Consider the following 25,699-nt stretch of genomic DNA (forward strand, 5'->3'; position numbering starts at 1 on the left):
TTGGGGCGGGCGCGTGACCTAGGCTGGAGCCATGTCCGAACTCCTGCCCGCGCGTGAGCCCAAGCGGAAACTCGCGCTGAGGCCCTACGCCCGGGCCGTGGCCCAAGTGCTGCGCGTCAGCTTCCGGGCCTCGCCCGCCGCGGTCGTGATGAAGGTGGTGGGGTCGCTGATCTCGGCGCTGCTGCCGCTGGTCACCACCTACTTCGCCGCCCTCACGACGACGGCCCTCGCGGCCGCCTATGCTGGCGACGCGGCGGCCGGGCAGCAGGCGATTGTCTACGTCATCATCACCGCGGCGCTGGGGCTCTTCTGGGGCGCCTTCAGCAGCGTGGACCGCTACATCCAGCAGCTCATGAGCTTCAAAGTGGGCGCGATCGTGGGCGACCTTATGTATGAGCGCTTCCTGGCCCTCGAATTCTGGCGCTACGACGACAAGGAAACGGTGGACCTGTACGACCGGGCCAAACGTTTCTCGGACTCCTACGCCCGCGTCCTGGACCGGATCGCCGCCATCTTCACCCAGCTCGTCTCGGTCATCCTCGCCATCGGCGCGCTGCTGCTGGTCAGCTGGTGGATCGCGGTGATCGTCCTGATCGCGATCGTGCCCAGCGTGTACCTGCAGTTCAAGCTCTCCCGCGAACAGATCGCGCACTGGAACACCCAGGTCGACTCGCGCAGGCAGCGGAGGATGATCGAAACCAACCTCCTGCGGCCGCAGCACATCGCCGAGATGCGCCTCTACGGGATCGTCGGGTACCTGATGGGGCTGCGGTCGCGGCTGCGCGACGCGGATGAACGGCGGCGGCTGGATTTTCAGAAGCGATACATACCCAAACAGCTCGCCGCGGACGCTCTGCAGTACGGCGCCGAGGTGGTGTCGCTGATCTGGGTGGTGGGGCAGATCATCGCCCGGGCACAGCCGGTGGGGCAGTTCCTCTACGTCCAGCAGATCGTCAGCCGGGCCCTGTCCACGGCCAACAGCCTGGTGTCCTCGCTCAGCTCGATCGACGAGGATCTCGCGAACCTCAAGGACTACGAGCTCTTTATGGCCATGCCCGTGCACTCCGACTCCGCCCCGCCGCTGCTGCAGGCGCCCAAGACCGTGGAGCTGCGGGACATCCGCTTCACCTACACCGGCAGCGAGCTGGAGGTCATCAAAGGCATTTCGCTGACCATCCGCGAGGGCCAGCACATCGCGATCGTGGGGGAGAACGGCGCCGGCAAGTCCACGCTCATCCGGATCCTCGCCGGACTCTACCGCCCGGACTCCGGGCAGGTGCTGCTCGACGGCGTCGACCTCGCCGCCGTCGACGTCAAGTCCTGGCACCGCCATCTGGCGGTCCTCAGCCAGGAGTTCCTGAAATACGAGTTCGCGACCGCCGCGGAGAACATCCTGTTCGGCGACGTCGAGTCCCCGCGCGACGACGACCGGATCCGCCGCGCCGCCGCCGACGCCGAGGCCCTGGAGTTCATCAACAAGCTGCCGAACGGCCTGGACAACCACGTCAGCAACTGGATGGAGGACCCGCGCGGGCGGAAGGGAAGCGGGTTGTCCGGCGGGCAGTGGCAGCGGCTCGCGATGGCACGGAACCTCTACCGGAACGCCTCCTTCATGGTGATGGACGAGCCCACCTCGGCCATCGACGCCCTCGCCGAACACCGGATCTTCACCCGGCTCTTCGCCGACCGCAGCAGCACCATCATCGCCATTAGCCACCGCCTCGCCACGATCGAGAAGGCCGACGTCGTCTACATGCTCGAGGACGGCCGGATCGTGGAACAGGGCACCCACAAGGAGCTGGTTGCCCGGCGGGGCCGCTACTTCCGGATGTTCGAATCCCAGCTCTCCGTGGACGAGCCCGAGGGAGCCTGACCGCCGGGGCACAAAAACGGGCATGCCCTCCGCCGGCGGCGTCCGGTGGACATAGTGGCCATATGTCCACCCCGGGGCGCAAAGAATGGGCATGTCCTCCCTGGGGGGAGGACATGCCCATTGTTGGCGGTGCCCGGTGGTGCTTCGAGGTGGTACTACGAGGTGGTCACCGAGGTGTCGTCCACGAAGAAGTAGGTCTTCAGCGAGGAGTCCTCCACGCCGAGGAATCGCAGGGTGACGCTCTTGCCCTTGAACGAGGACAGGTCCAGGGTCTTCAGCACGTAGCCGGTGGACTTGTTCAGGTTGGAGTAGGTGGCCAGGGTGCTGGTGACGCCGCCGCTGATGGCCTGGACCTTCAGCGTGTCGTAGGCGGTTCCGGTGGTGGTCTCGTCCGTGAGGGTCTTGAGGTAGAAGGACAAGGTGGAGCCGGTGACGGAGGACGGGATGGTGATGGTCTGGTCGAGCGTGTACGTCGTCGTCGCCGACCCCCAGCCGTTCAGGCCGGCGAAGCCGCTGCCGGTGCGGGCGCTGGTTCCGGTTTCAAAGGTGTCCGCGCGGTTGGAGGTCCAGGACGCCGCGCCGCTCTCGAAGCCCGGGTTCAGCAGCAGGTTTCCCGACGGCGGCGGGGTGGTGCCGCCGAGCAGCGCCATGGTAGCCGTGGCATCGGACAGGCCGGCGCCGCAGCCCTTGGTGCAGCCGCCCGGCATGGCCCGGGTGCCCTGCCGGAGCGTGGACTCCACCTGGGCCGGAGTGAGCCCGGGGGACTTGGACTTCATGAGGGCGACGAGGCCCGCGACGTGCGGGGTGGCCATCGAGGTGCCCTGGTAGCTGGCGTAGCCGGCGCCGCCCGGCGTCGTGGTTCCGGTGTTGATCGTGGAGAGGATGCCGCCGCCGCTGACGCCGGTGTCGCCGCCGGGGGCCGTGAGGTCCACGGTGGCGCCGTAGTTGGAGTAGTAGGACAGGGTGCCGCTCGGGTTGCTGGCCGCGACGGTGACCACCGAGTTGCAGTTGGACGGGCGGAAGCCGGACGCGTCTTGGTTGCTGTTGCCGGCCGCCACCACCACGGTGGTTCCCCTGGACACGGCGGCGTCGATGGCGGCCTGGTAGGTGGTGCCGCAGGCACCGGAGCCGCCCAGGCTCATGTTGATCACCTTCGCCGGATTGGCGTTGGCGGGGACGCCGGAGACGGTGCCGCCGGCAGCCCAGATGATGGCGTCGGCAATGTCCGAGAGTGAACCGCCGCACTTGGCCAGGACCCGGACCGGGACCACCTTGGCGTTGGGGGCCACGCCGGCCACACCGGCGGCGTTGCCCGTGACGGCGGCGACGGTGCCGGCCACGTGCGTGCCGTGCCAGGAGGAATTGGAGGCGGCGGACTGCCCGCATTCGCCGGCGGCGTACCAGTCGCCCTGGTCCTGGGCGTTGGCGTCCCGGCCGTTCCCGTCGCGAGCCGCCGTGGCGTCCGAGACGAAGTCGTAGCCGGCCAGCACGTTGCCGTCCAGGTCCGGGTGCGCGGTGATGCCGGTGTCGATCACGGCGACGGTGGACCCGGTGCCGGTGGAGACGTCCCACGCGCCGGGAATGCGCATGCCGTTCGCGGCGGTGAAGTCCCACTGCTCGGGGTAGCGCTGGTCGTTGGGCGTCAGCACCGCCGTCATGCGGGCATCGGGCTCGACGGCGTCCACCTGGCCGGAGGCGGCGATCTCGTTCATGAAGTCCCGGGCGGCCTGGTCGGAGAGGGCCTTGTCGGAGGCGATCAGGGTTCCTCCGGTGGTTAGGGCGCGCAGCTCCTTGACGCTGACGCCCTGTTGCCGGGCCGCCTGGCCCCAGGCGTTGGCGCGGCCGCTGGGGGTGGCGTTCCCCGGGGTCTTCTTGAAGCTCACAATGAACTGCGTGTACGCCTCGCCGGCGTTGACGTCCGGCGCCGGGATGTTCTCCGAGGCGACGGGTCCGGTGCCGGGGGCGGCAAACGCCGGGCTGACGGCGAGGGTCATGGAGCCGACGACGGCGGCCAGCGACAGGGCCAGGACGCGGGACTTCCTGAGTGATGCACTTCCCATGGGTTCTGCTTTCTACGGCCGGGCACAGCGGATCGCCCGGAACTGGGTGTGGAGGCCGGCGGGCGAGATCCCCGGCGGGCCGAAAGCAAACGTAAAGGGATTTTCAGGATTTGTAAATAGTTGACAAATCCTGTCAAGTCGATGTGGACTATCGATTATTTCCGGGGGATCTGAACCACCGTGGTGCGGACCCGCGCCAGGCTGGGATCCGGGGGAACGCTGCTGAAACCAAAGGTGACGGACGGCCGGATGGCGGCCAGCGGCCCGGCGTCCCCGCCGTCCCAGCGCACGCTCGCCGAGTCGATCCGGTGCAGGTCGGTCACGCCGTAATACTCCCGTCGCCCGCTTCGGGCCGCCCCCGCGGTGCGGACCCCGGGGCTGAGCCGGGCCGCGAGCGGACTGACGGCCCGCAGCCACCGGGGATGCACGGCCACGGGGCGGGGGACCAGCCTGGCGAGGGCGCCCAGGCTGGTCCTGGCCCCGACGGCGGCACGGATCCGGAGCGGGCCGGCGTCCACCCTGAGCCGGTGCCCGCTGCGGGACGCGGCGACGTCGACCACCCGGACCTCGTCGAAGGTGTAGACGTCGGCGATGAATTCACCCACCTCGCCGGACGGGGCGAGGAGGATCCGGTGTCCGGAGGGCAGTTGGACCATGGCATCGGCGAAGGCCCCAAAAGGGGACTGCTGCCAGAAACCCACCACCACGCGCAGGCCGGACTCCGTGCCGAGCCCGGCGATATGGCCGTCAAAGACCCAGCGATTCGTCATCCCGCCAGAGTACTGGCCGCGGCTCCGGCCGCGCCGTGCGTCCCGGTCCGCCGGAGCGCCGCGGCGGGGACCACCGGCTCCGCCCGCCGCTGGGATAACCTAGACCAGTGACTTACGAGATTGAGATTGGCCGAGGCAAGCGTGGGCGTCGTGCCTACTCCCTGGACGACATTGCGATCGTCCCCAACCGACGGACGCGCGATCCCAAGGATGTGTCCGTCGCGTGGCAGATCGACGCCTACAAGTTCGACATGCCGGTCATCGCGGCACCGATGGATTCGGCTATGTCCCCGGAGACCGTCATCGCCCTGGGCCGCCTCGGCGGGCTCGGTGTCCTGGACCTTGAGGGCCTCTGGACCCGCTACGAGGACCCGCAGGCCGTCCTTGACCAGATCGCGGCGCTTGAGGACGAGACCAACTCCCCGGCCGTCACCCGCCGGATGCAGGAGCTCTACCAGGCGCCCATCCAGCCGGAGCTGATCACGTCACGGCTCGCGGAGATCCGCGCCGCCGGCGTCACCGTGGCAGGCTCCCTCACCCCGCAGCGCACCCAGGAACACTACAAGACCGTGGTGGCCGCCGGCGTCGACATCTTCGTGATCCGCGGCACCACCGTCTCGGCCGAGCACGTCTCGAAGGACCACGAGCCGCTCAACCTCAAGCAGTTCATCTACGAGCTTGACGTTCCGGTGATCGTCGGCGGGGCCGCCGGCTACACCCCGGCGCTGCACCTTATGCGGACCGGTGCCGCCGGTGTGCTGGTGGGCTTCGGTGGCGGCGCCACAAGCACCACCCGCCGCGCCCTCGGCATCCACTCGCCCATGGCGTCCGCCATCTCCGACGTCGCCGCGGCCCGCCGCGACTACATGGATGAGTCCGGCGGCCGCTACGTCCACGTGATCGCCGACGGCGGCATGGGATCCTCCGGTGACATCGTCAAGGCCATCGCCGTGGGCGCCGACGCCGTCATGCTGGGCAGCGCCCTCGCCCGCGCCCAGGAAGCCCCGGGCAAGGGCTGGCACTGGGGCCAGGAAGCGCACCACCTGGAGCTTCCGCGCGGAGACAGGGTCAACGTCGGCACCGTCGGACCCCTCGAGGAAGTCCTCTTCGGGCCGGGCCACCACACCAGCGGTACGTCCAACCTGATCGGCGCGCTGCGCCGCTCCATGGCGACCACCGGCTACTCGGACCTGAAGGAATTCCAGCGCGTCGACGTCGTCGTCTCGCCCTACGCCGGCAACTGACGCCCCCTGCCCATCCGGGGAACTTGGAAGTAGTGTGGTGCACTACCAGCTTTGATCCGGATGGAGGCGTGACATGAACAGTTTTCCCGGCGGTTCTCCCAAGGCCGGTGGTGCCCTTGGGCCTGCGGAACGCGAAGCATCGCTCGCGGTACTCAGGGGCACCACGGACCCGGGGAAGGAACTCGACATCCTGATTGTCGGCGGCGGGATCGTCGGGACCGGCGCTGCGCTTGATGCTGTCACCCGCGGCTTGAGCGTCGGGATCGTCGAGGCCAACGACTGGGCCGCGGGCACCTCCTCGCGGTCCTCCAAGCTGATCCACGGCGGCCTGCGCTACCTGGAGATGCTCGACTTCGCCCTCGTCAAGGAAGCGCTGCACGAGCGCGGGCTGATCCTCTCAGCGCTCGCGCCGCACCTGGCCCGCCCCGTCCCGTTCCTCTACCCGCTCACCAAGCCCTTCCTGGAACGGCCCTACGTGGGTGCCGGCATCGCCCTGTACGACGCCATGTCCATCTCCACCGGCCAGCGCCGTGGCGTGCCGTTCCACAAGCACCTGAGCCGCCGGGGGACACTCCGCGCAGCGCCGAGCCTGAAGGACGATGCGTTCGTCGGCTCCATCCGGTACTACGACGGCCAGGTGGACGACGCCAAGTACTGCGCCAACCTGATCCGCACCGCCGCCTACTACGGCGCCCATGCGGTGAACCAGATGTCCGTGGTCGACTTCCTCCGGGAAGGCGAACGCGTGGTCGGCGCGAAGGTGGTGAACCATGAGGACGGCACCTCCTTCAACATCAAGGCCAAGCAGGTCATCAACGCCACCGGCGTTTGGACGGACGAAACCCAGGCCATGGTCACCGACCGCGGTCAGCTCAAGGTGCGGGCGTCCAAGGGCATCCACCTCGTGGTGCCGCGGGACCGTTTCCAGTCGACCGTGGGCCTGATCCTGCGGACCGAGAAATCCGTGCTGTTCGTCATCCCCTGGGGCCGGCACTGGATCATCGGCACCACCGACACCGACTGGCACCTGGACAAAGCGCATCCCGCCGCGTCCAGCAAGGACATCGACTACATCCTGGAGCACGTGAACCAGGTGCTGAAACGCCCGCTCACCCGTGAGGACGTGGAGGGGGTCTACGCCGGGCTCCGCCCGCTGCTGGCCGGCGAGAACGACTCCACCGCGAAACTGTCCCGCGAGCACGTGGTGGCGCACCCGGTTCCGGGGCTGGTTGTGGTGGCCGGCGGCAAGTGGACCACCTACCGGGTCATGGCCAAGGACGCCGTCGACGAGGCCACCCGCAGCATGGACGAACGCGTTCCGCCGAGCTGCACGGAATCCATTCCGCTGCTGGGCGCGAGCGGGTTCAAGGCCGCGTGGAACAAGCGGAACCGGATGGCGGAGGAGACCGGCGTCCATGTGGCGCGGATCGAGCACCTGCTGAACCGGTACGGTTCGATGGCGCCCGAAGTGCTGGCCCTCATCGAGGAAAAGCCGGAACTCGCCGAGCCCCTGCCGGGTGCCGACGATTACCTCGCCGCCGAAGCCGTCTACGCGGTGACGCACGAGGGTGCGCGCCATGTGCAGGACGTGCTGACCCGGCGGACCCGGATTTCCATTGAGGCGTGGGACCGCGGTGTGTCCGCCGCGCCGGTAGTCGCTAAACTGATGGGAGATGTCCTCGGCTGGAGCGATGCCCAGCGCGAGGGTGAGATCAAGCATTACCTGGCCAGGGTCGACGCCGAACGGCTCAGCCAGGAGCAGCCGGACGACGAATCCGCTGACGCCGCACGGATGGGCGTCGAGGACATCGTTCCGCTGCGCTGACCGGCAGCGTCCGCCGGCAGCCCCGACCCGGGGCTGCCGGCGCATTGACGCCATTTCGAAGGGATACCTCTTGGCGGAACCATTGGACCGGTACGACGCCGAGCTCACCACCCCGGACATGGTGATCCTCGAGATGGACGCCACTGACAAGTTCGACGCCGCCAGCCAATTGGCCAAACGCATGCACGCCGCCGGCCGCATCTCGGACCTTGAAGGTTTCCTCAAGCACGTCAACGCCCGGGAACACCAGATGGCCACCGGGCTGCCCGGAGGCGTCGGCCTGCCGCACGCGCGCAGCGAGTTCGTCTCCCGGACCTCCATCGCCGTGGGCGTCACCAAGTACGGCAAAGCACTGGACTTCGGCGCGGCCGACGGGCCCGCCACCGTGGTCCTCCTGATCGCGACCCCGGCCAGTTCCTTCTCCGAGCACCTCGATGTACTGGCAACTATTGCCCGGTCATTGTCGAAGGAATCATTCCGCGAATCCCTTCGCCGCGCCTACGACCCCGAAGTCATCTCCGAGCTCATCAACTCCAGCCTGGTCTTCTTCGACCACTGAGATTGGGGCAGGCCCTCTCGTGTCGACTTCGTCGCCACGCAGGGACCCTGCTGCCCCACTCTAGGGACGGCAGCCACGCACGTTTCGTTGTTCTACACGCGGACGAAGTACGGTTAAGGGGTGCTGAAAACTGCCCTCAAACCCCGCTGGATCGCCGGACTGGTGTTCGCGATTGTCGTTTCAGGGGTGTTTGTGCTGCTCAGCCAGTGGCAGTTCGGCCGGTCGACCACGCCGGAGGTGCCGGTGGCGACCACCACCGAGGACCCGAAGCCGCTCACCGCGGTACTCCGGCCCGGGGAGTTCTTCCCGGGATCCGTTGCCGACCAGATGGTCACCATCACCGGCAGCTACGATCCGCAGAAGCAGGTCCTGGTCCCGGGCCGCCTGAACGGCGGCGCCACCGGGTACTGGATTGTCTCCGCCCTGGCCGTGACGGACGCCCCGGTGCTGTCCGGAGCGGGTGCCTCGCCGCAGACGTGGATCCCCGTGGCCCGCGGCTGGGTTGCTGACCCCGCAAAGGCGCCGGCACCGCCGTCGGGCACCATTGAACTGACCGGACGGCTGCTGCCGTCCGAGGCGCCGCTGCCCGCGACCGACGCCGGGCCCGGGCAGGCCAGCGCCGTGTCCGTCGCGGAACTCATCAACATCTGGGACGTCAGCAGCTACCCCGGGTTCGTCACCGCGAACTCCGAGCTTGCCGCCGGCACCGACGTCAGCGCCGCCGCGTCAGGCGGCGACGTCAGGCCGCTGAACATCGGGCCGCAGCCGCCCGCCGGGAAGATCAACTGGCTGAACCTCTTCTACGCCGCAGAATGGGTGGTGTTCGCAGGCTTCGCGCTGTTCATCTGGTGGCGGCTGGTGAAGGACGACTACCGCCGTGACCTCGAAGAAGCCCATGACGCGGAGCAGGAAGCCGCCGCGCAGGAAGCCGCCCTGCAGGAAGCCGCCCTGCAGGAAGCCGCCCTGGACCCCGGGCCGCATTCTCCTGAACCCCATCCCACTGAACCGCATCCCACCGAACCGAAAGTGCAATCATGATCGAGCCCCAGCCGGCCGTCCAGCCGCAGCAGTCCAACGCACCGGGAAGCGCGCGCGGCAAGAAACGCCGCTTCGGCGGAACTGAGGCCCAGATCCGCTCCGCGCTGAAGTTCTACAAGGTGCTCGCCTACATGACCGGCACCATGCTGCTGCTCCTCTGCGCCGAGCTGATCGCCCGGTATGCGTTCGGCCAGTACCTCTTCCTCGGCGGAACCAACGCCGTTACCGGCGAGCCGTTCGGCTTCGGATTCGCCGACGCCGAGCCGCCGGGCGTCATCGGCGGGGTGAACCTCTCCATCGCTGTGCTGATCGTGCACGGCTGGATGTACGTGGTGTACCTCATGTCCAACTTCCGGCTGTGGTCGCTGATGCGCTGGCCGTTCCTGAAGATGATCGTGCTGGCCCTCGGCGGCGTTGTGCCGTTCCTGTCCTTCTACGTGGAGAAGAAGTTCCACGCCGAAGTGGAGGCCGAACTGGCCGCCAACCCGCAGGCCCCGCAGCGCTACTGACCCCGCGGCAGGCCGCCGTCGGGCCCTGTGTGAGTTCGCTTACCCGGGCCGGTGTTTCCGGGCCGGGACGGGCTTCTCAATGTGCGGGCGGGCGGCGCCGCAAAGTAGGCTAGTACGGTGACTACTCCCACTGCATCCCAGACGTCCCACAAGCCCGTGCTGGTTGTTGACTACGGTGCCCAGTACGCGCAGCTGATCGCCCGCCGCGTCCGGGAAGCCAACGTGTATTCGGAAGTGGTTCCGCATACCTACAGCACCGAGCAGCTCCTGGCCAAGAACCCCGCCGCGATCATCCTCTCCGGCGGCCCCTCCAGCGTCTACGCCGAAGGCGCTCCCAGCGTCGGCGCGGACCTCTTTGAAGCCGGGATCCCCGTCTTCGGCATCTGCTACGGCTTCCAGGCCATGGCGAACGCCCTCGGCGGCAAGGTCGCCCGGACCGGGCTCCGCGAGTACGGCGCCACCGAGACCACCACGGTCGGCGAAGGCCGCTCCATCCTGGCCGGCATGCCCCAGCACCAGAGCACCTGGATGAGCCACGGCGACTCCGTGCACGAGGCTCCCGAGGGCTTCGAGGTCCTCGCGACCACGGCAGGCGCCGACGTCGCCGCCTTCGCCAACGAGGAGAAGTGCCTCTACGGCGTGCAGTGGCACCCCGAGGTGAAGCACTCGGCCTACGGCCAGCAGGTGCTGGAAAACTTCCTCTTCAAGGGCGCCAAGCTGGAACCGAACTGGACCACGGGCAACATCCTGGAGGAGCAGGTCGACCGGATCCGCAAGCAGATCGGCGACGCCCGGGTCATTTGCGGCCTGTCCGGCGGCGTCGACTCCGCCGTCGCCGCCGCCCTGGTGCAGCGCGCCGTCGGCGACCAGCTGACCTGTGTGTTCGTGGACCACGGGCTGCTGCGCGAGGGCGAAGCCGAGCAGGTGGAACGCGACTTCGTGGCGGCCACCGGCGTCAAGCTCTACGTTGCCAACGAGCAGGAGCGGTTCCAGTCGGCCCTGGCCGGCGTCAGCGACCCGGAAACCAAGCGCAAGATCATCGGCCGCGAGTTCATCCGCGCCTTCGAGGAAGCCGAACTGGCCATCATCGCCGAGGCGGCCGCGCACGGCGAGAAGATCAAGTTCCTCGTCCAGGGCACCCTGTACCCCGACGTCGTCGAATCCGGCGGCGGCGAGGGTGCCGCGAACATCAAGAGCCACCACAACGTGGGCGGCCTCCCGGAGGACCTGCAGTTCGAACTGGTGGAACCGCTGCGCGCCCTGTTCAAGGACGAGGTCCGCGCCGTCGGTGCCCAGCTGGGCCTGCCGCAGGAAATCGTGGGACGCCAGCCGTTCCCCGGACCCGGCCTCGGCATCCGGATCGTCGGCGAAGTCACCAAGGAGCGGCTGGACCTGCTGCGCAAGGCGGACGCGATCGCGCGCGCCGAACTCACCGCAGCCGGCCTGGACAACGAGGTCTGGCAGATGCCGGTGGTACTGCTAGCGGACGTCCGCAGCGTGGGCGTCCAGGGCGACGGCCGCACCTACGGCCACCCGATCGTGCTGCGCCCCGTGTCCTCCGAGGACGCCATGACGGCGGACTGGTCACGGCTGCCCTACGACCTGCTGGCCAGGATCTCCAACCGCATCACCAACGAGGTGGACGGCGTCAACCGCGTCGTGCTCGACGTGACCAGCAAGCCGCCGGGAACCATCGAGTGGGAATAGCCCCCGCAGCGGGCTGAAGAAATGGCCGGGACCCTTCGGGGGACCGGCCATTTCCGTTGGGGCGTGGCCGGACGGCCATCCTGCATATTCGAGCCGAATTTGGGTCACGCCAGTGTTGCGGACCCTCATCGGCACCGGATTCGGGCTACCCTCGAAGGCATGCCGGTATGGTCCAGGACGTCCCGCGCGAGCATGGATCACGTGGGCAAAGTAAACGCGAGCACAGAAAAGAAGGCAGCAGTGTCAGTTGGTCAAGGCCACCCCGAGGGCTCCGAGGAGCTCAGGAAATGGCTGTCGGGGCTCAAACCCGTCACCGGAGCGGACACCATGCTGCGCTTCACCAAAACGCCTGAGGGCTCCATCGATCTGACCCATGCGCACCCCTCCGGCCTGGCGCAGCTGATGGCGGGCCGGCGTACCCGGCTCTCCACCCTGATCCGGGACCACCAGCAGTACGTGGTGGCGGCCAGGGCGTCCCGCAACCTGCGCTCGAAGATCTTCGAACTGGCCAACGACCGCGGAATCGACGCTGGGTATTTCTCCGCAGGCACGGTGGTGTGGACTTCCGCCGTGGGCGGCAAGCCGCAGCGCATCTCGGCCCCCGTGATGCTGGCCGCCATCTCCCTCACGGTCCGGCAGGGCGATGACGACTACGAACTGCAGCTCACCGAACAGGCCAAGATCAACCCTGCGCTGATCCGGCACCTGAAGGCCATCCACGGGATCGTCTTCGACGTCAACGCCGTCACCCGCATGGCCTACAGCACCGCCCGGTTCGACCCGCTGCCGGTCCTGGACCGCCTCGGCACACTCATCCAGCCCATCCACGGCGCCGAGGTCGAACACAACCTCCTGGTCTCCACCTTCGCCGACCTCTCCGGCAGCCTCGATGACCCGTGGATCAACGGGAACCACCCGCTCGTGACGGCGCTCGGACGCGCCGCCGCCGGCGAGTCGGTCGACATTCCCCGGCTCGAGCCCGGGCGCTTCCCCAGCACCGACGAGCGGGATCCCGCCGACGAACTGCTGCTGCTCGACGCCGACACCGACCAGCAGTACGTCGTCGACGCCGTCCGCGCCGGGGACTCGCTGGTGGTCAGCAGCCCGCCCGGAACCGGGCAGACCCAGACCGCCATCAACACCGTCGGCGCCCTGGTGGACCAGGGCAAGACGGTCCTGGTGGTGGGGGACCGGCGCGCCAGCCTCGGTGAGATCTCCGCCGAACTGGAAACCCTCGGACTGGACTCCACACTGTTCCAGCTCGCTGGCAACACCACCCCGCTGCAGCTCAAAGGCCAGCTGGTCAGGGCCATCGTGCGCAACGAGAAGTCCCTCGAGCCGCAGCTCAGCAACCTGCACACCACCCTGACCGAGCACCGCCACGCCCTGCGCGACCACGTCGCCTCGCTGCACAACGTCCGCCAGCGCTGGGGCTGCTCACCGTACGAGGCCATGCAGTCGCTGGCCGAACTGACGTCCATCCAGCCGGCGCCCGCCACCACTGTCCGGCTCAAGCGCAGCGTGCTGGACAACATCCGGGACCGCGAGGAACTGGCCGGGCGCCTGCGCCGGGCCGCTGAACTGGGAAGTTTCAGCCGCGCGTCGACCGCCAGCCCGTGGCACGGCGCCCGCCTGCTGACCCGCAAGGAAACCCAGGAGGCCCAGGAGGTGGCCCGGTCCGTGGCCGGGAAACTTCCGCAGCTGCGGGACCTGATGAACGGCGTTGCCGAACACGCCGAGATCCGCCTGGGCCGCACGTTCGCCGAGTGGGGCGACCAGGTGGGGCTCCTCGTGGCGGTGCGCGAAAGCCTCGACAAATTCACCCCGGACATCTTCGACCGCCCGGTCCATGACCTCATTTCCGCCACCGCGGCCTCCTCCTGGCGGCGCGAACGGAACATCGAGATGCCGTCCATGCAGCGTTCACGGCTGCGGCGGGTGGCCAAGGAGTACGTCCGCCCCGGCGTCCACATTGCCGACCTGCACAGCTCACTGGTCCTGGTCCAGGAACAGCGCGCCGCGTGGGCCGACTACGCCACCACGCAGCGCCACCCGGCGGTCCCGTCCGGCCTGGGCGAGATCATTGCCCTGTACCGGGAGCTTGAAGCGGAGCTCGCCGAGCTGGGCCAGGCCGTCCGGCACACCCCGGCCGGCGGGGAACTGCGCAGCACACCCTACGAAGAGCTCATGGAGCGCCTCGAACGGCTGGTGGCCGACACCGGGACGCTCGAAACCCTGCCGGAGCGGACGCTCCTGGTGGAGAACATGCGCGAGCACGGGCTCGGTGAACTCCTCGCCGACCTGGCGGAGCGCGAGGTGCCGGCCGAGTCGGTCGCCGCGGAGCTGGAACTCGCCTGGTGGCAGTCGGCGCTGGAAGCCATGATCAGCGGGGACGATTACCTGGCCATGTCCGACGGCGACGCCCTCCGCCAGCTCGAAGCGGAGTACCGTCTCGCGGACAACGCCCACATCGCCAGCGGTGCGGCCCGCCTGCGCTGGACGCTCGCCGAACGGTGGCGGGCCGCCATCGCGGAGCACCCGCGCCAGGCCGAGCTGCTCCGCAGCCTCCTCAAGGACGGCCGGGTCACCCTGTCCGCGTTGACCGGCCAGGCCCCGGACCTGCTGCCCATGCTGGTGCCCGTGTGGTCGGTCAGCCCCTACCTCCTGACGGCGGTCCTGCCGGTGGAGCAGCGGTTCGACGCGGTGGTCATCCTCGACGCCGAGGCCACGTCCCTGCAGGCGGTCCTCCCGGCCGTCGCCCGGGCCAAGCAGGTCATCGCGTTTGGCGACGACCGGATTGCCAGCCCGCGGACGTTCACCGTCAGCGTGGAGCGGCTCGCCGCCGGCGAGAGCTCCCACCAGGGGGTGGAAAGCGCCTACAAGGCCCTGTCCTCCGTGCTGCCCGTCTGGAACCTGCGGACCCTTTACCGGGCCGTCGACGAGGACCTGGTGCGGCAGCTGAGCAAGGCCTTCTACGACGGCGGGCTGCGCCGGCTGCCGGAGGGCCAGTCCGCGACCGGGCTGGACCGGGCCCTTACGGTCGAATACCTGCCTGACGGCACCGGGCTGCCCAGCGCCGACCAGGACGGCGTCGAGTCGGTGGTGGCCGAGGTCAACCGCGCGGTGGAGCTGGTGTTCGAGCACGCGCGGCTGCGGCCGCGGACGTCGCTGGCCGTGGTCACCGGCAGCCTCCGGCACGCGGCACGGATCGGTGAATCGATCCGCCTGCAGCTGCCCAACTATCCGCTGCTGGCCAGCTTTTTCACGGCCGGCGAGGAATCTTTCCGGGTGGTGGACCTGGAACGCGCCCAGGGCCTGGTCCGCGACCACGTGATCTTCTCCCCGGGCTACGGCCGCACCCCGCACGGGCGGGCGCTGCACAGCCTGGGCCCGCTGTCGGCGGACGGCGGCCGGGCCAAGTTCGCCCTGGCCATGACCAGGGCACGCCGGTCCCTGCATGTGCTGAGCTGCTTCCGTCCCGAGGACCTCGACGTCACCAGGCTGAACCACGGCGCGGTGGACTTCTACGAGCTGCTGGACCGGGAAATCGCGGGCAACTCCGATCTGGGCAGCCCGGCGTCGCGTGCGGCCGCCAGCGAACAGGCCCTGGGAGCCGACCCCCTGGTGGCGGATCTGGGCGACCGGCTCCGGGCCCGCGGCGCCCGGGTCTGGCACCAGTACGACGGCGCGCTGAACATGGTGGCCGCAGCCGATCCGCTGTCCACCCTCGGTCAGGACGACGCCGAAATACCCCGGCCTGTGGCCATTGAATCCGACGGCACGGAACAGTACCGCCGGCTGACGGTGCGGGAACGCAGCAGGCTCCGTCCGCAGCTTTTGGAGCGACTCGGCTGGCGTTACATGCCACTATGGACCATAGAGGTTTTCACCGATCCGTCGGCCTGCGCTGACCGCATCGGCGGCTACCTGGGCCTTGAAAAGCCATCCGCCACCCACCGGAAGCAGGCCTCGCCGGGCTTCTTTGACGACGACGTGGAAAACCTCGCCGTTAACGAAGCGCAGGCGTCACAGCACAGAACAGAACAGGGCAGTACAGCTCAGGGCAGTAAGGAGGCCGACGGCATGAGTGCAGACGTCGCCAACCAGAACAGCGGCGACACCGCCGACCACCGTTCCACCGCTGCGGACGATCGCACCGGCGGTACGGCGGACAGCGCTGGCTCCCAAGACCGCGACGAAGCCCGCAGCGGAGACCGCGACAACATGCCGCAGCCGGCCGTTCCCGTGGAGGTCCCGGCCGGGGTCCTCCCGAACAAGGCCGCCGAGGACGATCCGCGCCGCTGGGGCGATGAGCCCGGAGGTTACGACCACGACTCCTGGCTCCGCGAGCAGAAGCCGCCGCACTGGGGCTAAGAGCGGCCCGGGGCCCTCGGCCCGGCGCACCAGCCGCGCTGGACGCTAGCCTGGGGCGGCTCTCACCAGGACGAAGAACAGCTTGCCCTGGGTGGAAGCGCCGGCGAGCTTGCGGGCCTGGTCGGCATCGGCCGCGACCACCATCAGGCCGTCTGTCTCCCCGGCCGCCAGCCAAGGGCCGGCCTGGCTGCCGTGCTGTGACGTCCAGAGGACCGGCACGGCGGCCGCCAGAAGTTGCGACGCTGCCGGCTGGTCTAAGCCGTCGCCGCTGGTCATCACCACGTTGACGAGCTGGCCGGGGGAGAGCAGCTGGATGGAGGCGGGATCGGCCATCCGCAGCGGCACTGCGGCGGAACCGGGCGGGCTGCCGGCGAGCATGCCGGGCCCCAGGATCTGGGAGTCGGACAGCAGCTGGCCCTTGCGCAGTGCCACGGCAAGCTGCTTGCCGGCGGGCGGGTCCGTGCCGCCGTAGCTGCCGTCCGGCAGAAGGGTGGGCGGGACATGAAGGACGGCGACGTCGTCCGCGCCGAGGACCGCACCCGCGGGCAGGTCCTTTGCCGCCGCGAACGCGGCCACGGTGGAGGCCGGGGCGGGCGTCAGCTGGTGGACCGCGAGTCCCGCCGCGAGGCACAGCAGCAGTGCAACAACCAGCCGCCGGTTACGGTCCAGCCAGCGCACCAGCCGTCTTGTCGGCGGTCCGGCAGCGGAGCGCCGCCGGGGCGGTCTTCCGCGTTTTGGGGACGCAAGAGCGGGTCGCGGGAGGGGAGCCATATCCCGAGCCTAGGAGCCGCGAACCATTCCGGGCGGGCGCTGGTGGGGCTATGTGGATAATGGCAGCGGACGCGTGGCCGCAGTCCCTGGGAACGTGCCTACCGTGCCTAGCTTGCCGAGGACGCGGCCGCGGGAGCCGGGGTCGTGGCGGGGGCCGGAGCCGGGGAAACTGTGCTGCCCTTGGAATCGCGGGAGTCGGTCCGGTAGAAACCGGAGCCCTTGAAGACGACGCCGACGCTGTTGAACTTCTTGCGCAGGGTCCCCTGGCATTCGGGGCAGGTCGTGAGGGAGCTGTCGCTGAACGACTGCACGATCTCGAAGGCGTGGCTGCAGTCCTTGCAGGCATATGCATACGTGGGCACTGGAAATCCTCCTTGGGGCAAACGAGCAGGTCCCGGGCTGTCCGGTCCGGGTCAGCGCCGGGATGTCTCCCGAACCAATCCGTCCCTTAGCAGTCGCAGGGCCTGAGTGCTAATTCTATCACCCCGGCAGTGCGGCCCTTGATGGCTACCCGACCTGCAGCCGCACCAGACCGCCCGGGGTCAGGGCGGCCGCCACCTTCTTGTCGAAGGACTCTGCTGGGATGCTCCCGCCGGGCAGCACCTCGCCGTCGTACACGACGGCGGCGGTGGGCAGCGGAGGCAACGTCCCGCCGTCGGGCGCAGGGGAGGGCAGGAGGGCGGACAGCGCCGCCAGGAACTTGTCGTAGTACCCGCCGCCCTGGCCGATGCGGTTTCCGGTCAGGTCTATGGCGGTGGCGGGGAGGATGATGCCGTTGGCGTCCCGCATGACGGCTGTCCCGTGGCGCGGCCCCTCCGGCTCCTGGATGGGGGCGTAGCGGCTCCGGGCAAAGCCGGACGCGGGTGTCCAGTACACCCAGCTCAGCGCCAGCTCCGGCTCGCAGACCGGCAGCAGAATCCGGTGGCCGGCGTCATGCAGCGCCGCCAGCAGGGGAAGGGTGGGCGGCTCGGAGCCCACGCCGAGGTAGGCGGCGAAGGTGCCGGGCTTCCCGCCCGTCAGGCCGGAGGCCCACGCCAGGCCGTGCCGTGCGATACCCGCCCCGGCGCTGTCCAGCGCGGCGCGGGTCAACGCCGCGCGCCCCGCCCGGTGCCCGGCGCGGATCTCTTCCTTGGACGCCATAATGCCTGGTCCTTCCCCGTAACGCGGCCCGAACGCGGGCCGTTCCCGCGGCTCGAATACTCCCCAAGTACATAATGTCTTGTCCCTCCGTTAGATTAGTCGAGTGACTACACCCAACGCTCCCGTCCGCAAGGCCGTCATTCCCGCAGCCGGCCTCGGCACCAGGTTCCTGCCGGCCACCAAGGCCATGCCCAAGGAAATGCTTCCCGTCGTCGACAAGCCCGCCATCCAGTACGTGGTGGAGGAAGCCGTTAACGTCGGCCTGAATGACATCCTGATGATCACCGGGCGCAACAAGCGCGCCCTGGAGGACCACTTCGACCGCGTTCCCACGCTGGAAGCCACCCTTGAGGCCAAGGGCGATACGGCCAAGCTCGAGTCCATCCAGGCCGCCAGCAACCTGGGCGACATCCACTACGTGCGCCAGGGCGACCCCATGGGACTGGGCCACGCCGTCCTCCGCGCCAAACAGCACGTGGGCTACGAGCCGTTTGCCGTCCTCCTCGGCGATGACCTCATTGACGCCCGCGACGAGCTGCTGAGCACCATGATCGAGGTCCAGGCGAAGACCGGCGGATCCGTCGTCGCCCTCATCGAGGTCGACCCCTCCCAGATCAGCGCCTACGGCTGCGCCGCCGTCAAGGACGTCGAGGGTGAGGACTACGTCCGCATCGACCACCTGGTGGAGAAGCCCGACGCCAAGGACGCCCCGTCCAACCTGGCCGTGATCGGCCGCTACGTCCTCCACCCGGCCGTCTTCGACGTCCTGGAACGCACCGCCCCCGGCCGTGGCGGCGAAATCCAGCTGACGGACGCCCTGCAGGAGCTCGCGGCAGGCGACGGCGAAGGCCACGGCGTGTACGGCGTGGTCTTCCGCGGCCGCCGCTATGACACCGGCGACAAGCTCAGCTACCTCAAGGCCTGCGTGCAGCTCGCCTGCGACAGCGAAGACCTCGGCCCCGGCCTCCGGGAATGGCTGCCCGAGTTCGCCTCCAGCCTCGCGCCCAGCCTGACCAAGTAACTCCCGTGGGGGGCAGCTTCAACTGGCCGGTGACGCTGGAGTGCGGTGACATTGTGCTGCGCCCCATCCGGTACCGGGACCGCAAGGAGTGGACCGCCGTCCGCTCCCGTAACAGCGAGTGGCTGGCCCCCTGGGAAGCGTCCAACCCCGTGCCCGGGGGCGGGCTGCCCGACTACCGCCAGATGGTGCGCTCCCTCAAAGCCCAGGCTGCCCAGGCGACGGCCCTGCCGTTTCTGATCACCGCCTGGACGCCGGGGCACCGTGACCCGGTAATCGTGGGCCAGCTGACAGTGTCGTCCATAGTGTGGGGCTCCGCGATGACGGCGACGCTCGGGTACTGGGTGGACAAGGACCGGGCGGGCCAGGGCATCGCCCCGACCGCTGTCGCGCTGGCAACCGACTACTGCTTCCAGAGCCTGGGGCTGCACCGGATGGAGATCAACATCCGCCCGGAGAACGGTCCCAGCCTCCGGGTGGTGGAGAAACTGGGGTTCCGGGACGAGGGATACCGGCCCCGGTACCTGCACATCAACGGCCAGTGGGCCGATCACAGGAGCTTCGCCCTGACCTCCGAGGAGGTCCCCGGAGGGCTGCTGGCACGCTGGCTCAAGGACCGCCCCGCGTAGCCGGTCATATCCCGCCTGACCTGCCGTTTCACCCCCAATCCAGTCAAATGGCAGATCTCCCGCGACACACCGGGGACAATGCGGCCCCGGGCCCCGCATTGCTCATACGGTTTTGGTGTGGACATCCCTCTTAGCAGCTCTGTGATCCTTGTCATTGCTGTTGCGCTCTGGATTGTGTGGGTTGCCCCCTACATGCTCCGGAACGGGCGTCACCAGCTGCAGCCTGCGGGCGACTTTGCGGCGGACGTCATCGACCGTGAAACAGCCCCGCAAGCCGGGAACGTCATGCACATGGCGGCCCAGCAGGAGAAACCCATGACCAGAACCCAGCACACAGTGTCCTCCCCGGCGACCGCAGGGCACGACGGCGGCCCCAGGGCTGCCGCGCCCGGCCCGGCGTTCAAGATCCGCTACGGCCGTCTGGCGCTGGCCCTGGCCGGTCTGGTCTCGCTGCTCACCGCCATCGTGTCGGCGGTCCTGCTCATCTTCGGCATCGGCACAGGGTGGCTGCCCGCTGTCGCTCTACTGGGGGCCGGCGCCGCCGTCTTCACGCTCCGCTGGCTCGCAGTCCGCGACCGCCGCCGGAAAATGAACGCCGCATTCCGTGCCGCCATGGGCGCACCGTCCCGTCAGGACCGGTCCGCGCCGGAGCGGCCGCTCCGGGAACCGGCCGCGGAACCCCGCGAGCCGGCAGACGTTCCGCTCTTTGACGCCCAGGCCGCCACCGCCGAACGGGAGCCGGCGCCCAAGCCGCTCACCGTCCAGGAACTCCGCCAGGCGGCCCTGGCCGAAGCCGCAGCCTCGGGCGACACGTCCGTCTCCCGCGCCGCCGATTCCCCCGCCTCCGAGGGTGCCAGCTGGGACCCCGTGGAGGTCCCCAAGCCCACCTACGTGGAGGCCCCAAAGGCCGAGCGCGCGGCTCCCGAGCCACTCGACCTGCCTGAAGCGCCCAAGGCCGTCGGAAAGCCGTCTCTCAAGCAGGGCCTGCCGCAGGCCGGCCCCGGTGCCGAGGAAGCCAAACCCCTGGGCAAGGCGCAGAGCGCGCTGAGCAACCTGGACGACGTCCTGCAGCGACGCCGGGCCTAACCTTCTTCCGCAAAGCCCCGGACAGCCAGAAACGGCTGTCCGGGGCTTTGCTGCTTCTGTGGGGCCGGTGCGCCGGCGCCGGAACCGGGCACGGCCCGGTAGCCTCGGGGCATGACACGAATTTGCGTTGCGGGCGGCACCGGCCAGGTGGGACGTGAAGTGGTCCGCCAGGCCCTCGCGGCCGGGCACAGCGTGGCGGCCTTCAGCCGGAATCCGCCCGGCCCCGGCTCCACGGCCCGGGTTGATGGGGCGGAGTACTTCGCGGCGGACGTCACCACCGGCGAGGGGCTGGCCGCCGCCCTGGCCGGGGCCGACGTCGTGATCGACTGCCTGGAAGGGCGCTCCGGGCGGGCGCTGAAGAATTACGCCGACGGCGGCGCCCGGCTGCTCGCCGCGGCCCGGGACGCGGGGGTGGCCAGGGCCGTGATGCTCTCCATCGTCAATTGCGACCGGAGCACCCTGGGCTACTACGCCTCCAAGGCGGCCAAGGAGCGGGTCTACGACCGGTCCGGGCTTAAAACGGTGACGCTTCGGGCGACGCAGTTCCATTCGCTGCTGGCGGCGGTGTTCGCCGCCGGGTCCCGGCTGCGGGTTGTCCCGGTGGTCAAAGGGGCCCGGTTCCAGCCCATCGCACCCGCCGACGCCGCCACGGCCCTGTTGGAGGAAGCGCTGGCCCCCGCCGGCACCGGCCACGTGCACAGGACCAGGACGATCGGCGGCCCGGAGGTCCGGGACATGGAGGACTTCGCCCGGCAATGGAAGGCGGTGACAGGCTCCCGCGGATCCATCGTGCGCCTGCCGCTTCCCGGTGCGATGGGCCGGTACCTGCGCGCGGGGCTGAACCTGGTACCGGAGGACCGCCACGCCGGTGAGACATTCAGCGGCTGGCTGGCAAAGAGCGCTGATAGTTTGTAGCCTAGGGAAACCGGCAACGCCGTTACCTTCGGGAGCGGCGTTGTTTCGGGGCTATAGCTCAGTTGGTAGAGCGCTTCGTTCGCATCGAAGAGGTCAGGAGTTCGAATCTCCTTAGCTCCACAGTTTGCGGGGGTTTTTGAGCCTCCGCACCCTTGGAAAAAACACTCTGGTAGAGACTCTGGGTCCGGTTTCCTGGTCCAGGGCCCCCCGCTTGTAGGGCGCTGCGGTGGGTCGGGACGGGGGCTCAGGAGTGGGGTTCAACCAGGAAAACCACGAAGTTTGTCTGGTCGCTTTTGTCCGGGCTGGTCACATTGAACTTGTTGTTGTACTCCCCGTCGGTGCCCGAGGTGCTGCAGATTGTTGGTTCCCCGCCGGCAGTCGGCCGCCGGGTGCACGTGCCCTCGACGGTCATGGGGAAGCCGGCCGTGGAGCCCAGGGCCTTCAGATCGTCGACGGTGAGCGTCCTGCCAGTGTGCCAGCGCTTTGCGATGCTGGGGCAGGGATTGGTGGAGATGCAGAGGAACATCTCCCGGCGCACAAAATTGCCCTGCAGCTTCCAGTCCGCGGGAATAGTGAATCTCTCGGCCCGGGAGACCATATCCGAGGTCACCTTTTCTTCGGCGGACCGGACAAGAAAGAACGCCACGGCGCCACCAACCAGCACTGCAGCAAGTATCAGCCATGCCCAACGCTTCACCGTGTTCCCCCACAACAGTTAGTGCCAGCACCCTGGACCCGGGGTCGCCGGTGTTTGACTGCATAGTATCCTCAACCGGGTCCTTCGCCCGCGGCGGCCGCAGCCGGGAGCTCCGCCCGCCTGCCCGGATCTACTGCCAGGCCCTGACGTAGTCCACCTTGACGGTGGACGCCTTTCCGAGAACTGTGCTGGGGCCGCCCTTGCCGATGTTCAGCACGAGGTACTGCGGTGCGTTCCCGTCGTCGGTCCGGAACGACTTGACCATCACGCCGTCTACGTAGACCTCGGAGCGGTCAATTTTGCGCCACAGGCCGTAGGTGTGGAACTTATCGCCCCAGTAGCCCGGAATAGGTCCGTGGCGCCGGGATCCGGAGCTCGAATGGTAGTTGGACGTCAGCTGTCCCCCGAGAACTTCGGCAATGTCGTTCTCGCCCGTTGCTGGCCAGGTTTGCCCGGTGGTCCACCAGGCAGGAAAGTTGTGGAGCACCTTCCCGTTGCCGGGGAAGGAGATGCGCGCCTCGACGTAGCCGGTGCGGAATTCGTAGCCCGTCTTGGCGGTGTCCTTGGGGTTGGACGACACCAGGGCGCCGGTGCCGGCCTTTGCGAGCTTCAGCGAGAGGTGCCCGGAGCCGACGGTGACGTTCGCGGGGTCGGTCTTGACGTTGTTCACCCGGCCGCCGCGGAACCAGGAACGGGCCCATTTGTTCGTGTCGAGCGTGGTTCCGTCGAACTCATCGCCGAAGGTCAGGGTCCATGCGCCGGGGACCCCCACAGGCATCGGTGCGGACTGGGTCGCGGCAAGTGAGGCAACTGCCGGGACTGCTGCCACGGACGACGGGCAGTTGCCGCTGAGGGTGAGGGTGCAGCCCGGGGCGCCGGACCCGGAGGTCGGCGTGTCCGGCGGCGCCGCCTGCGCAGCGCCGGCGCCGAGGGACGCGGCGAACGACAGTACGGCCCCCACCGCCGTACCGGAAAACAACGTGGTGAGTTTCTTCATGACTACTCCCGGAGCTCACGTTCGGTCGGTGGCGTCACCCGCGGAGCTGGACGAACGGGGCGGCGGGAAAACACCGTGATTCCATAGTGGCACCGAACCCGTGAGTACGCCGGAAAAATCTGGCCGAAGGGCTGAATCAACGCTCTTGGCTTTCAGGATTTCGGAAGTATCGTTAACTATCGCTGTATATCGTTCGCGACTAGCCCGAGGAGAGCATCATGCGCAATTCATACCCGGCCGGCGGATTTCGGGGTAACAATGTCGACAGCATGTGGCAGGCCGTCGAGGAGCTGCGCTCCAGGTTCGAAAAGCGCGCGGGCTCCCGTGCAGGCCGCGGCGAAGTACGCTCGGCCGTCCTGGCGCTGCTCGCCGAGCGGCCCATGCACGGCTACCAGATCATTCGTGAAATCGAGGAACGCAGCGGTGGCAGCTGGAAGCCCAGTGCGGGCTCCGTCTACCCCACGCTCCAGCTCCTGGCCGACGAGGGCCTGATCCGCGCCGAGGAATCCAACGGCCGCAAGATCTACTCCCTGACGGAAGCGGGCCGGGAGGAAACAGCGCATGCGGGCGCCGATGCGTCAGCCCCTTGGGACCCCACGGCACCGGCGTCGGGCACTGGGTTCGCGGCGCTGCCCAAGGCAGGCCTTGAGCTCGCCCAGGCCGCATCCCAGGTCGGCCGCACCGGCACGCCGGAACAGGTCCAGGAGGCCGTGGCAGTGCTCGACGACGCACGGCGCCGGCTGTACGCGATCCTCGCCCAGGGCTGACGGGGGTGCCCTCGGTTCGCCGGGACCTCGCAGACCCGATGCCCGGCGGCGGGGGCCACCGCGCCCGCTACCGGCGCATCCTGCGCTTCGCCGCATGGCACCTCGCGGAGACCTGGTGGTTTGAGCTGTTCCTCCCTCGGCTCGGCCTCGCCCGGGTTGCCGAGCGCACCCGGGTGGGACGGATGCGGCGCTTTGCCCAGCGCTTCCGCGTGCTGGCCCTGGACCTTGGCGGCCTCATGATCAAAGTGGGCCAGTTCCTGTCCACCAGGCTCGACGTGCTGCCGCCCGAGCTCACCAAGGAACTCGAGGGGCTACAGGACGAGGTGCCCCCGGTGCCGTTCGCTGCGGTCCGTGCCCTCGCCGAAGCTGAGCTGGGCGCGCCGCTGGCGGAGGTGTTCGCCTCGGTGGAGGAGACACCGATCGCGGCGGCCTCCCTCGGGCAGGCGCACCGGGCAACGCTCCGCCCGGGCGACGCCGCCGCTACCGGGCTTGCGAGGGTGGTGCTGAAGGTACAGCGGCCGGGCATCGACGCAATCGTCGACGTCGACCTGGCAGCACTGCGCAAAGTGGGCGGCTGGCTCAGCCGGTTCCGGCTGGTGTCCGACCGTGCCGACATGCCCGCCCTCGTCGAGGAGTTCGCGCAGACCAGCCTGGAGGAAATCGACTACCTGAACGAGGGCGCAAATGCGGACCGGTTCGCCGGTGACTTCGCCGCTGACGACCGGGTGGACGTGCCCGCCGTCGTCTGGGAGCGGAGCACCCGCCGGGTCCTCACCCTTGAGGACGTCACCGCGATCAAGATCACCGACACGGCGGCGCTGCGGGCGGCGGGCATCGACCCGGCCCAGGTGGCCCCGGTGTTCGCCTCAGTCATGTTCGAGCAGCTGTTCACCACCGGGTTCTTCCACGCCGACCCCCACCCGGGCAACATCTTCGTGACCCCGGTCGCGGGACCGGCCGCAGCGCGCCCCTGGAAGCTGACGTTCATCGACTTCGGCATGATGGGCGAGGTTCCGGACCGTACCCGCAGCGGGCTGAGGAAACTGCTCATCGCGGCCGCAGCGCGCGACGGCGAGGGACTGGTGGCCGCCATCAGGAACGTGGGGGTGCTGATGCCCTCTGCCGATACGGTGGAGCTTGAGCGGGCGATGACGCACCTCTTCGCCCGGTTTGGCGGCATGGGCTTCGCCGAGCTCCGCGAGGTTGACCCGCGGGAGTTCCGGGATTTCGCCGTGGAGTTCGGGGATGTGGTCCGCTCCCTGCCGTTCCAGCTGCCGGAGAACTTCCTCCTCATCATCCGGGCCATGTCGCTGACGTCCGGGGTGTGCAGCTCGCTGGATGAGCGGTTCAATCTCTGGGATTCGGTCGAACCCTACGCGGCGCAGTTGCTGCGCGACGAGCGCGGCAACATCGTCCAGGATGCTGCCCAGCAGGCGCTCGACGCCGCCGGGCTGGCCCTGGGCCTGCCGAAACGCCTGAACGGGGTCCTGACCCGGATTGAGGAGGGTTCGCTGGCGGTTGGCAGTCCGCGGCTGGAGCAGCAGGTGAAGCGGCTCGACCGCTCGGTGCGGCGCTCGGCGTCGGCCCTGGTCTTCGGTGCCCTGCTGATTGCGGGGTCTGTGGTCCGCGCGGATGACACGGTGCTCGGCAACGTCCTCATGATCGCATCGGTGGTTCCGCTGCTGCACGGACTGTGGGCGGGGCGCAGCGGTCTCTGACA

General features: G+C 68.9%; 21 protein-coding genes and 1 tRNA gene. 15 read left to right on the forward strand and 7 right to left on the reverse strand.

Annotation, left to right across the window (positions count from 1 at the left end):
* The first annotated feature begins 31 nt into the window (after positions 1-31).
* Positions 32-1,873, forward strand: a complete 1,842-nt coding sequence (locus AR539_RS11955) for an ABC transporter ATP-binding protein (RefSeq protein ID WP_066437039.1) — start codon at positions 32-34, stop codon at positions 1,871-1,873.
* Between the two features lie 155 nt (positions 1,874-2,028).
* Here the strand turns inward: AR539_RS11955 and AR539_RS11960 are convergent, their stop codons facing one another.
* Positions 2,029-3,933 carry a S8 family peptidase gene (locus AR539_RS11960; protein ID WP_066437041.1) on the reverse strand — a complete coding sequence of 635 codons (1,905 nt, stop codon included), beginning with the start codon at positions 3,931-3,933 and terminating at the stop codon, positions 2,029-2,031.
* 155 nt (positions 3,934-4,088) lie between these two features.
* Positions 4,089-4,703, reverse strand: a complete 615-nt coding sequence (locus AR539_RS11965; protein WP_066437043.1) for a hypothetical protein — start codon at positions 4,701-4,703, stop codon at positions 4,089-4,091.
* A gap of 107 nt (positions 4,704-4,810) precedes the next feature.
* On the opposite strand from AR539_RS11965, the gene AR539_RS11970 reads away from it, so the two are divergent.
* The 7 genes from AR539_RS11970 to AR539_RS12000 all read left to right on the forward strand — a co-directional run bounded on the left by AR539_RS11970 (position 4,811) and on the right by AR539_RS12000 (position 15,959).
* Positions 4,811-5,947, forward strand: coding sequence for a GuaB3 family IMP dehydrogenase-related protein (locus AR539_RS11970; protein WP_066437045.1), 1,137 nt, complete (start codon positions 4,811-4,813; stop codon positions 5,945-5,947).
* Positions 5,948-6,020: 73 nt separating this feature from the next.
* Positions 6,021-7,772 (forward strand): glycerol-3-phosphate dehydrogenase/oxidase, encoded by a 1,752-nt coding sequence (locus AR539_RS11975; RefSeq protein WP_066437055.1) that lies wholly within the window; start codon positions 6,021-6,023, stop codon positions 7,770-7,772.
* A 70-nt stretch (positions 7,773-7,842) separates the two neighbouring features.
* Positions 7,843-8,331: a PTS sugar transporter subunit IIA gene (locus AR539_RS11980; protein ID WP_066437057.1), complete on the forward strand. Its 489-nt coding sequence runs from the start codon at positions 7,843-7,845 to the stop codon at positions 8,329-8,331.
* A gap of 120 nt (positions 8,332-8,451) precedes the next feature.
* Complete coding sequence (locus AR539_RS11985; RefSeq protein WP_066437058.1) at positions 8,452-9,369, forward strand: SURF1 family protein; 918 nt, start codon at positions 8,452-8,454, stop codon at positions 9,367-9,369.
* Positions 9,366-9,878: a DUF3817 domain-containing protein gene (locus tag AR539_RS11990; RefSeq protein ID WP_066437061.1), complete on the forward strand. Its 513-nt coding sequence runs from the start codon at positions 9,366-9,368 to the stop codon at positions 9,876-9,878. Before AR539_RS11985 ends, AR539_RS11990 begins: the two co-directional genes overlap by 4 nt.
* 117 nt (positions 9,879-9,995) lie before the next feature.
* A complete protein-coding gene (gene guaA, locus AR539_RS11995) occupies positions 9,996-11,585 on the forward strand; it encodes a glutamine-hydrolyzing GMP synthase (protein ID WP_066437063.1) in 1,590 nt (529 codons plus the stop codon).
* Between the two features lie 240 nt (positions 11,586-11,825).
* Positions 11,826-15,959, forward strand: a complete 4,134-nt coding sequence (locus AR539_RS12000; RefSeq protein ID WP_197410628.1) for an AAA family ATPase — start codon at positions 11,826-11,828, stop codon at positions 15,957-15,959.
* 45 nt (positions 15,960-16,004) lie between these two features.
* On the opposite strand, the gene AR539_RS12005 is transcribed toward AR539_RS12000, so the two are convergent.
* From AR539_RS12005 to AR539_RS12015, 3 genes are all read right to left on the reverse strand, one after another.
* Positions 16,005-16,637, reverse strand: a complete 633-nt coding sequence (locus AR539_RS12005) for an RcpC/CpaB family pilus assembly protein (protein ID WP_231728600.1) — start codon at positions 16,635-16,637, stop codon at positions 16,005-16,007.
* A 200-nt stretch (positions 16,638-16,837) separates the two neighbouring features.
* Positions 16,838-17,092: an FmdB family zinc ribbon protein gene (locus AR539_RS12010; RefSeq protein ID WP_066437070.1), complete on the reverse strand. Its 255-nt coding sequence runs from the start codon at positions 17,090-17,092 to the stop codon at positions 16,838-16,840.
* Between the two features lie 145 nt (positions 17,093-17,237).
* Positions 17,238-17,870, reverse strand: coding sequence for a 5-formyltetrahydrofolate cyclo-ligase (locus tag AR539_RS12015; protein ID WP_066437073.1), 633 nt, complete (start codon positions 17,868-17,870; stop codon positions 17,238-17,240).
* 103 nt (positions 17,871-17,973) lie between these two features.
* Here AR539_RS12015 and galU point away from each other — a divergent pair, with 103 nt between their 5' ends.
* From galU to AR539_RS12040, 5 genes are all read left to right on the forward strand, one after another.
* On the forward strand, positions 17,974-18,891 hold the full coding sequence (gene galU, locus AR539_RS12020) for a UTP--glucose-1-phosphate uridylyltransferase GalU (RefSeq protein WP_066437076.1): 918 nt from the start codon (positions 17,974-17,976) through the stop codon (positions 18,889-18,891).
* 5 nt (positions 18,892-18,896) lie between these two features.
* Complete coding sequence (locus AR539_RS12025) at positions 18,897-19,517, forward strand: GNAT family N-acetyltransferase (RefSeq protein WP_066437084.1); 621 nt, start codon at positions 18,897-18,899, stop codon at positions 19,515-19,517.
* 117 nt (positions 19,518-19,634) lie between these two features.
* Positions 19,635-20,603 (forward strand): hypothetical protein, encoded by a 969-nt coding sequence (locus AR539_RS12030; RefSeq protein WP_231728601.1) that lies wholly within the window; start codon positions 19,635-19,637, stop codon positions 20,601-20,603.
* 111 nt (positions 20,604-20,714) lie between these two features.
* Positions 20,715-21,518, forward strand: a complete 804-nt coding sequence (locus AR539_RS12035; RefSeq protein WP_066437088.1) for an SDR family oxidoreductase — start codon at positions 20,715-20,717, stop codon at positions 21,516-21,518.
* Positions 21,519-21,565: 47 nt separating this feature from the next.
* Positions 21,566-21,638, forward strand: a tRNA-Ala gene (locus tag AR539_RS12040).
* Positions 21,639-21,762: 124 nt separating this feature from the next.
* Here AR539_RS12040 and AR539_RS12045 read toward each other — a convergent pair.
* Both AR539_RS12045 and AR539_RS12050 read right to left on the reverse strand, forming a co-directional pair.
* Positions 21,763-22,164 carry a hypothetical protein gene (locus AR539_RS12045; RefSeq protein WP_231728602.1) on the reverse strand — a complete coding sequence of 134 codons (402 nt, stop codon included), beginning with the start codon at positions 22,162-22,164 and terminating at the stop codon, positions 21,763-21,765.
* Positions 22,165-22,345: 181 nt separating this feature from the next.
* On the reverse strand, positions 22,346-23,212 hold the full coding sequence (locus AR539_RS12050; protein ID WP_066437092.1) for a glycoside hydrolase family 16 protein: 867 nt from the start codon (positions 23,210-23,212) through the stop codon (positions 22,346-22,348).
* 218 nt (positions 23,213-23,430) lie between these two features.
* Here AR539_RS12050 and AR539_RS12055 point away from each other — a divergent pair, with 218 nt between their 5' ends.
* Together AR539_RS12055 and AR539_RS12060 are read left to right on the forward strand one after the other, a co-directional pair.
* A complete protein-coding gene (locus AR539_RS12055) occupies positions 23,431-23,979 on the forward strand; it encodes a PadR family transcriptional regulator (protein WP_066437095.1) in 549 nt (182 codons plus the stop codon).
* A gap of 38 nt (positions 23,980-24,017) precedes the next feature.
* Positions 24,018-25,697 carry an ABC1 kinase family protein gene (locus tag AR539_RS12060; RefSeq protein ID WP_066437098.1) on the forward strand — a complete coding sequence of 560 codons (1,680 nt, stop codon included), beginning with the start codon at positions 24,018-24,020 and terminating at the stop codon, positions 25,695-25,697.
* Positions 25,698-25,699 lie beyond the last annotated feature (2 nt).

Source organism: Arthrobacter sp. EPSL27, from assembly GCF_001512305.1.
GTDB lineage: Bacteria > Actinomycetota > Actinomycetes > Actinomycetales > Micrococcaceae > Arthrobacter.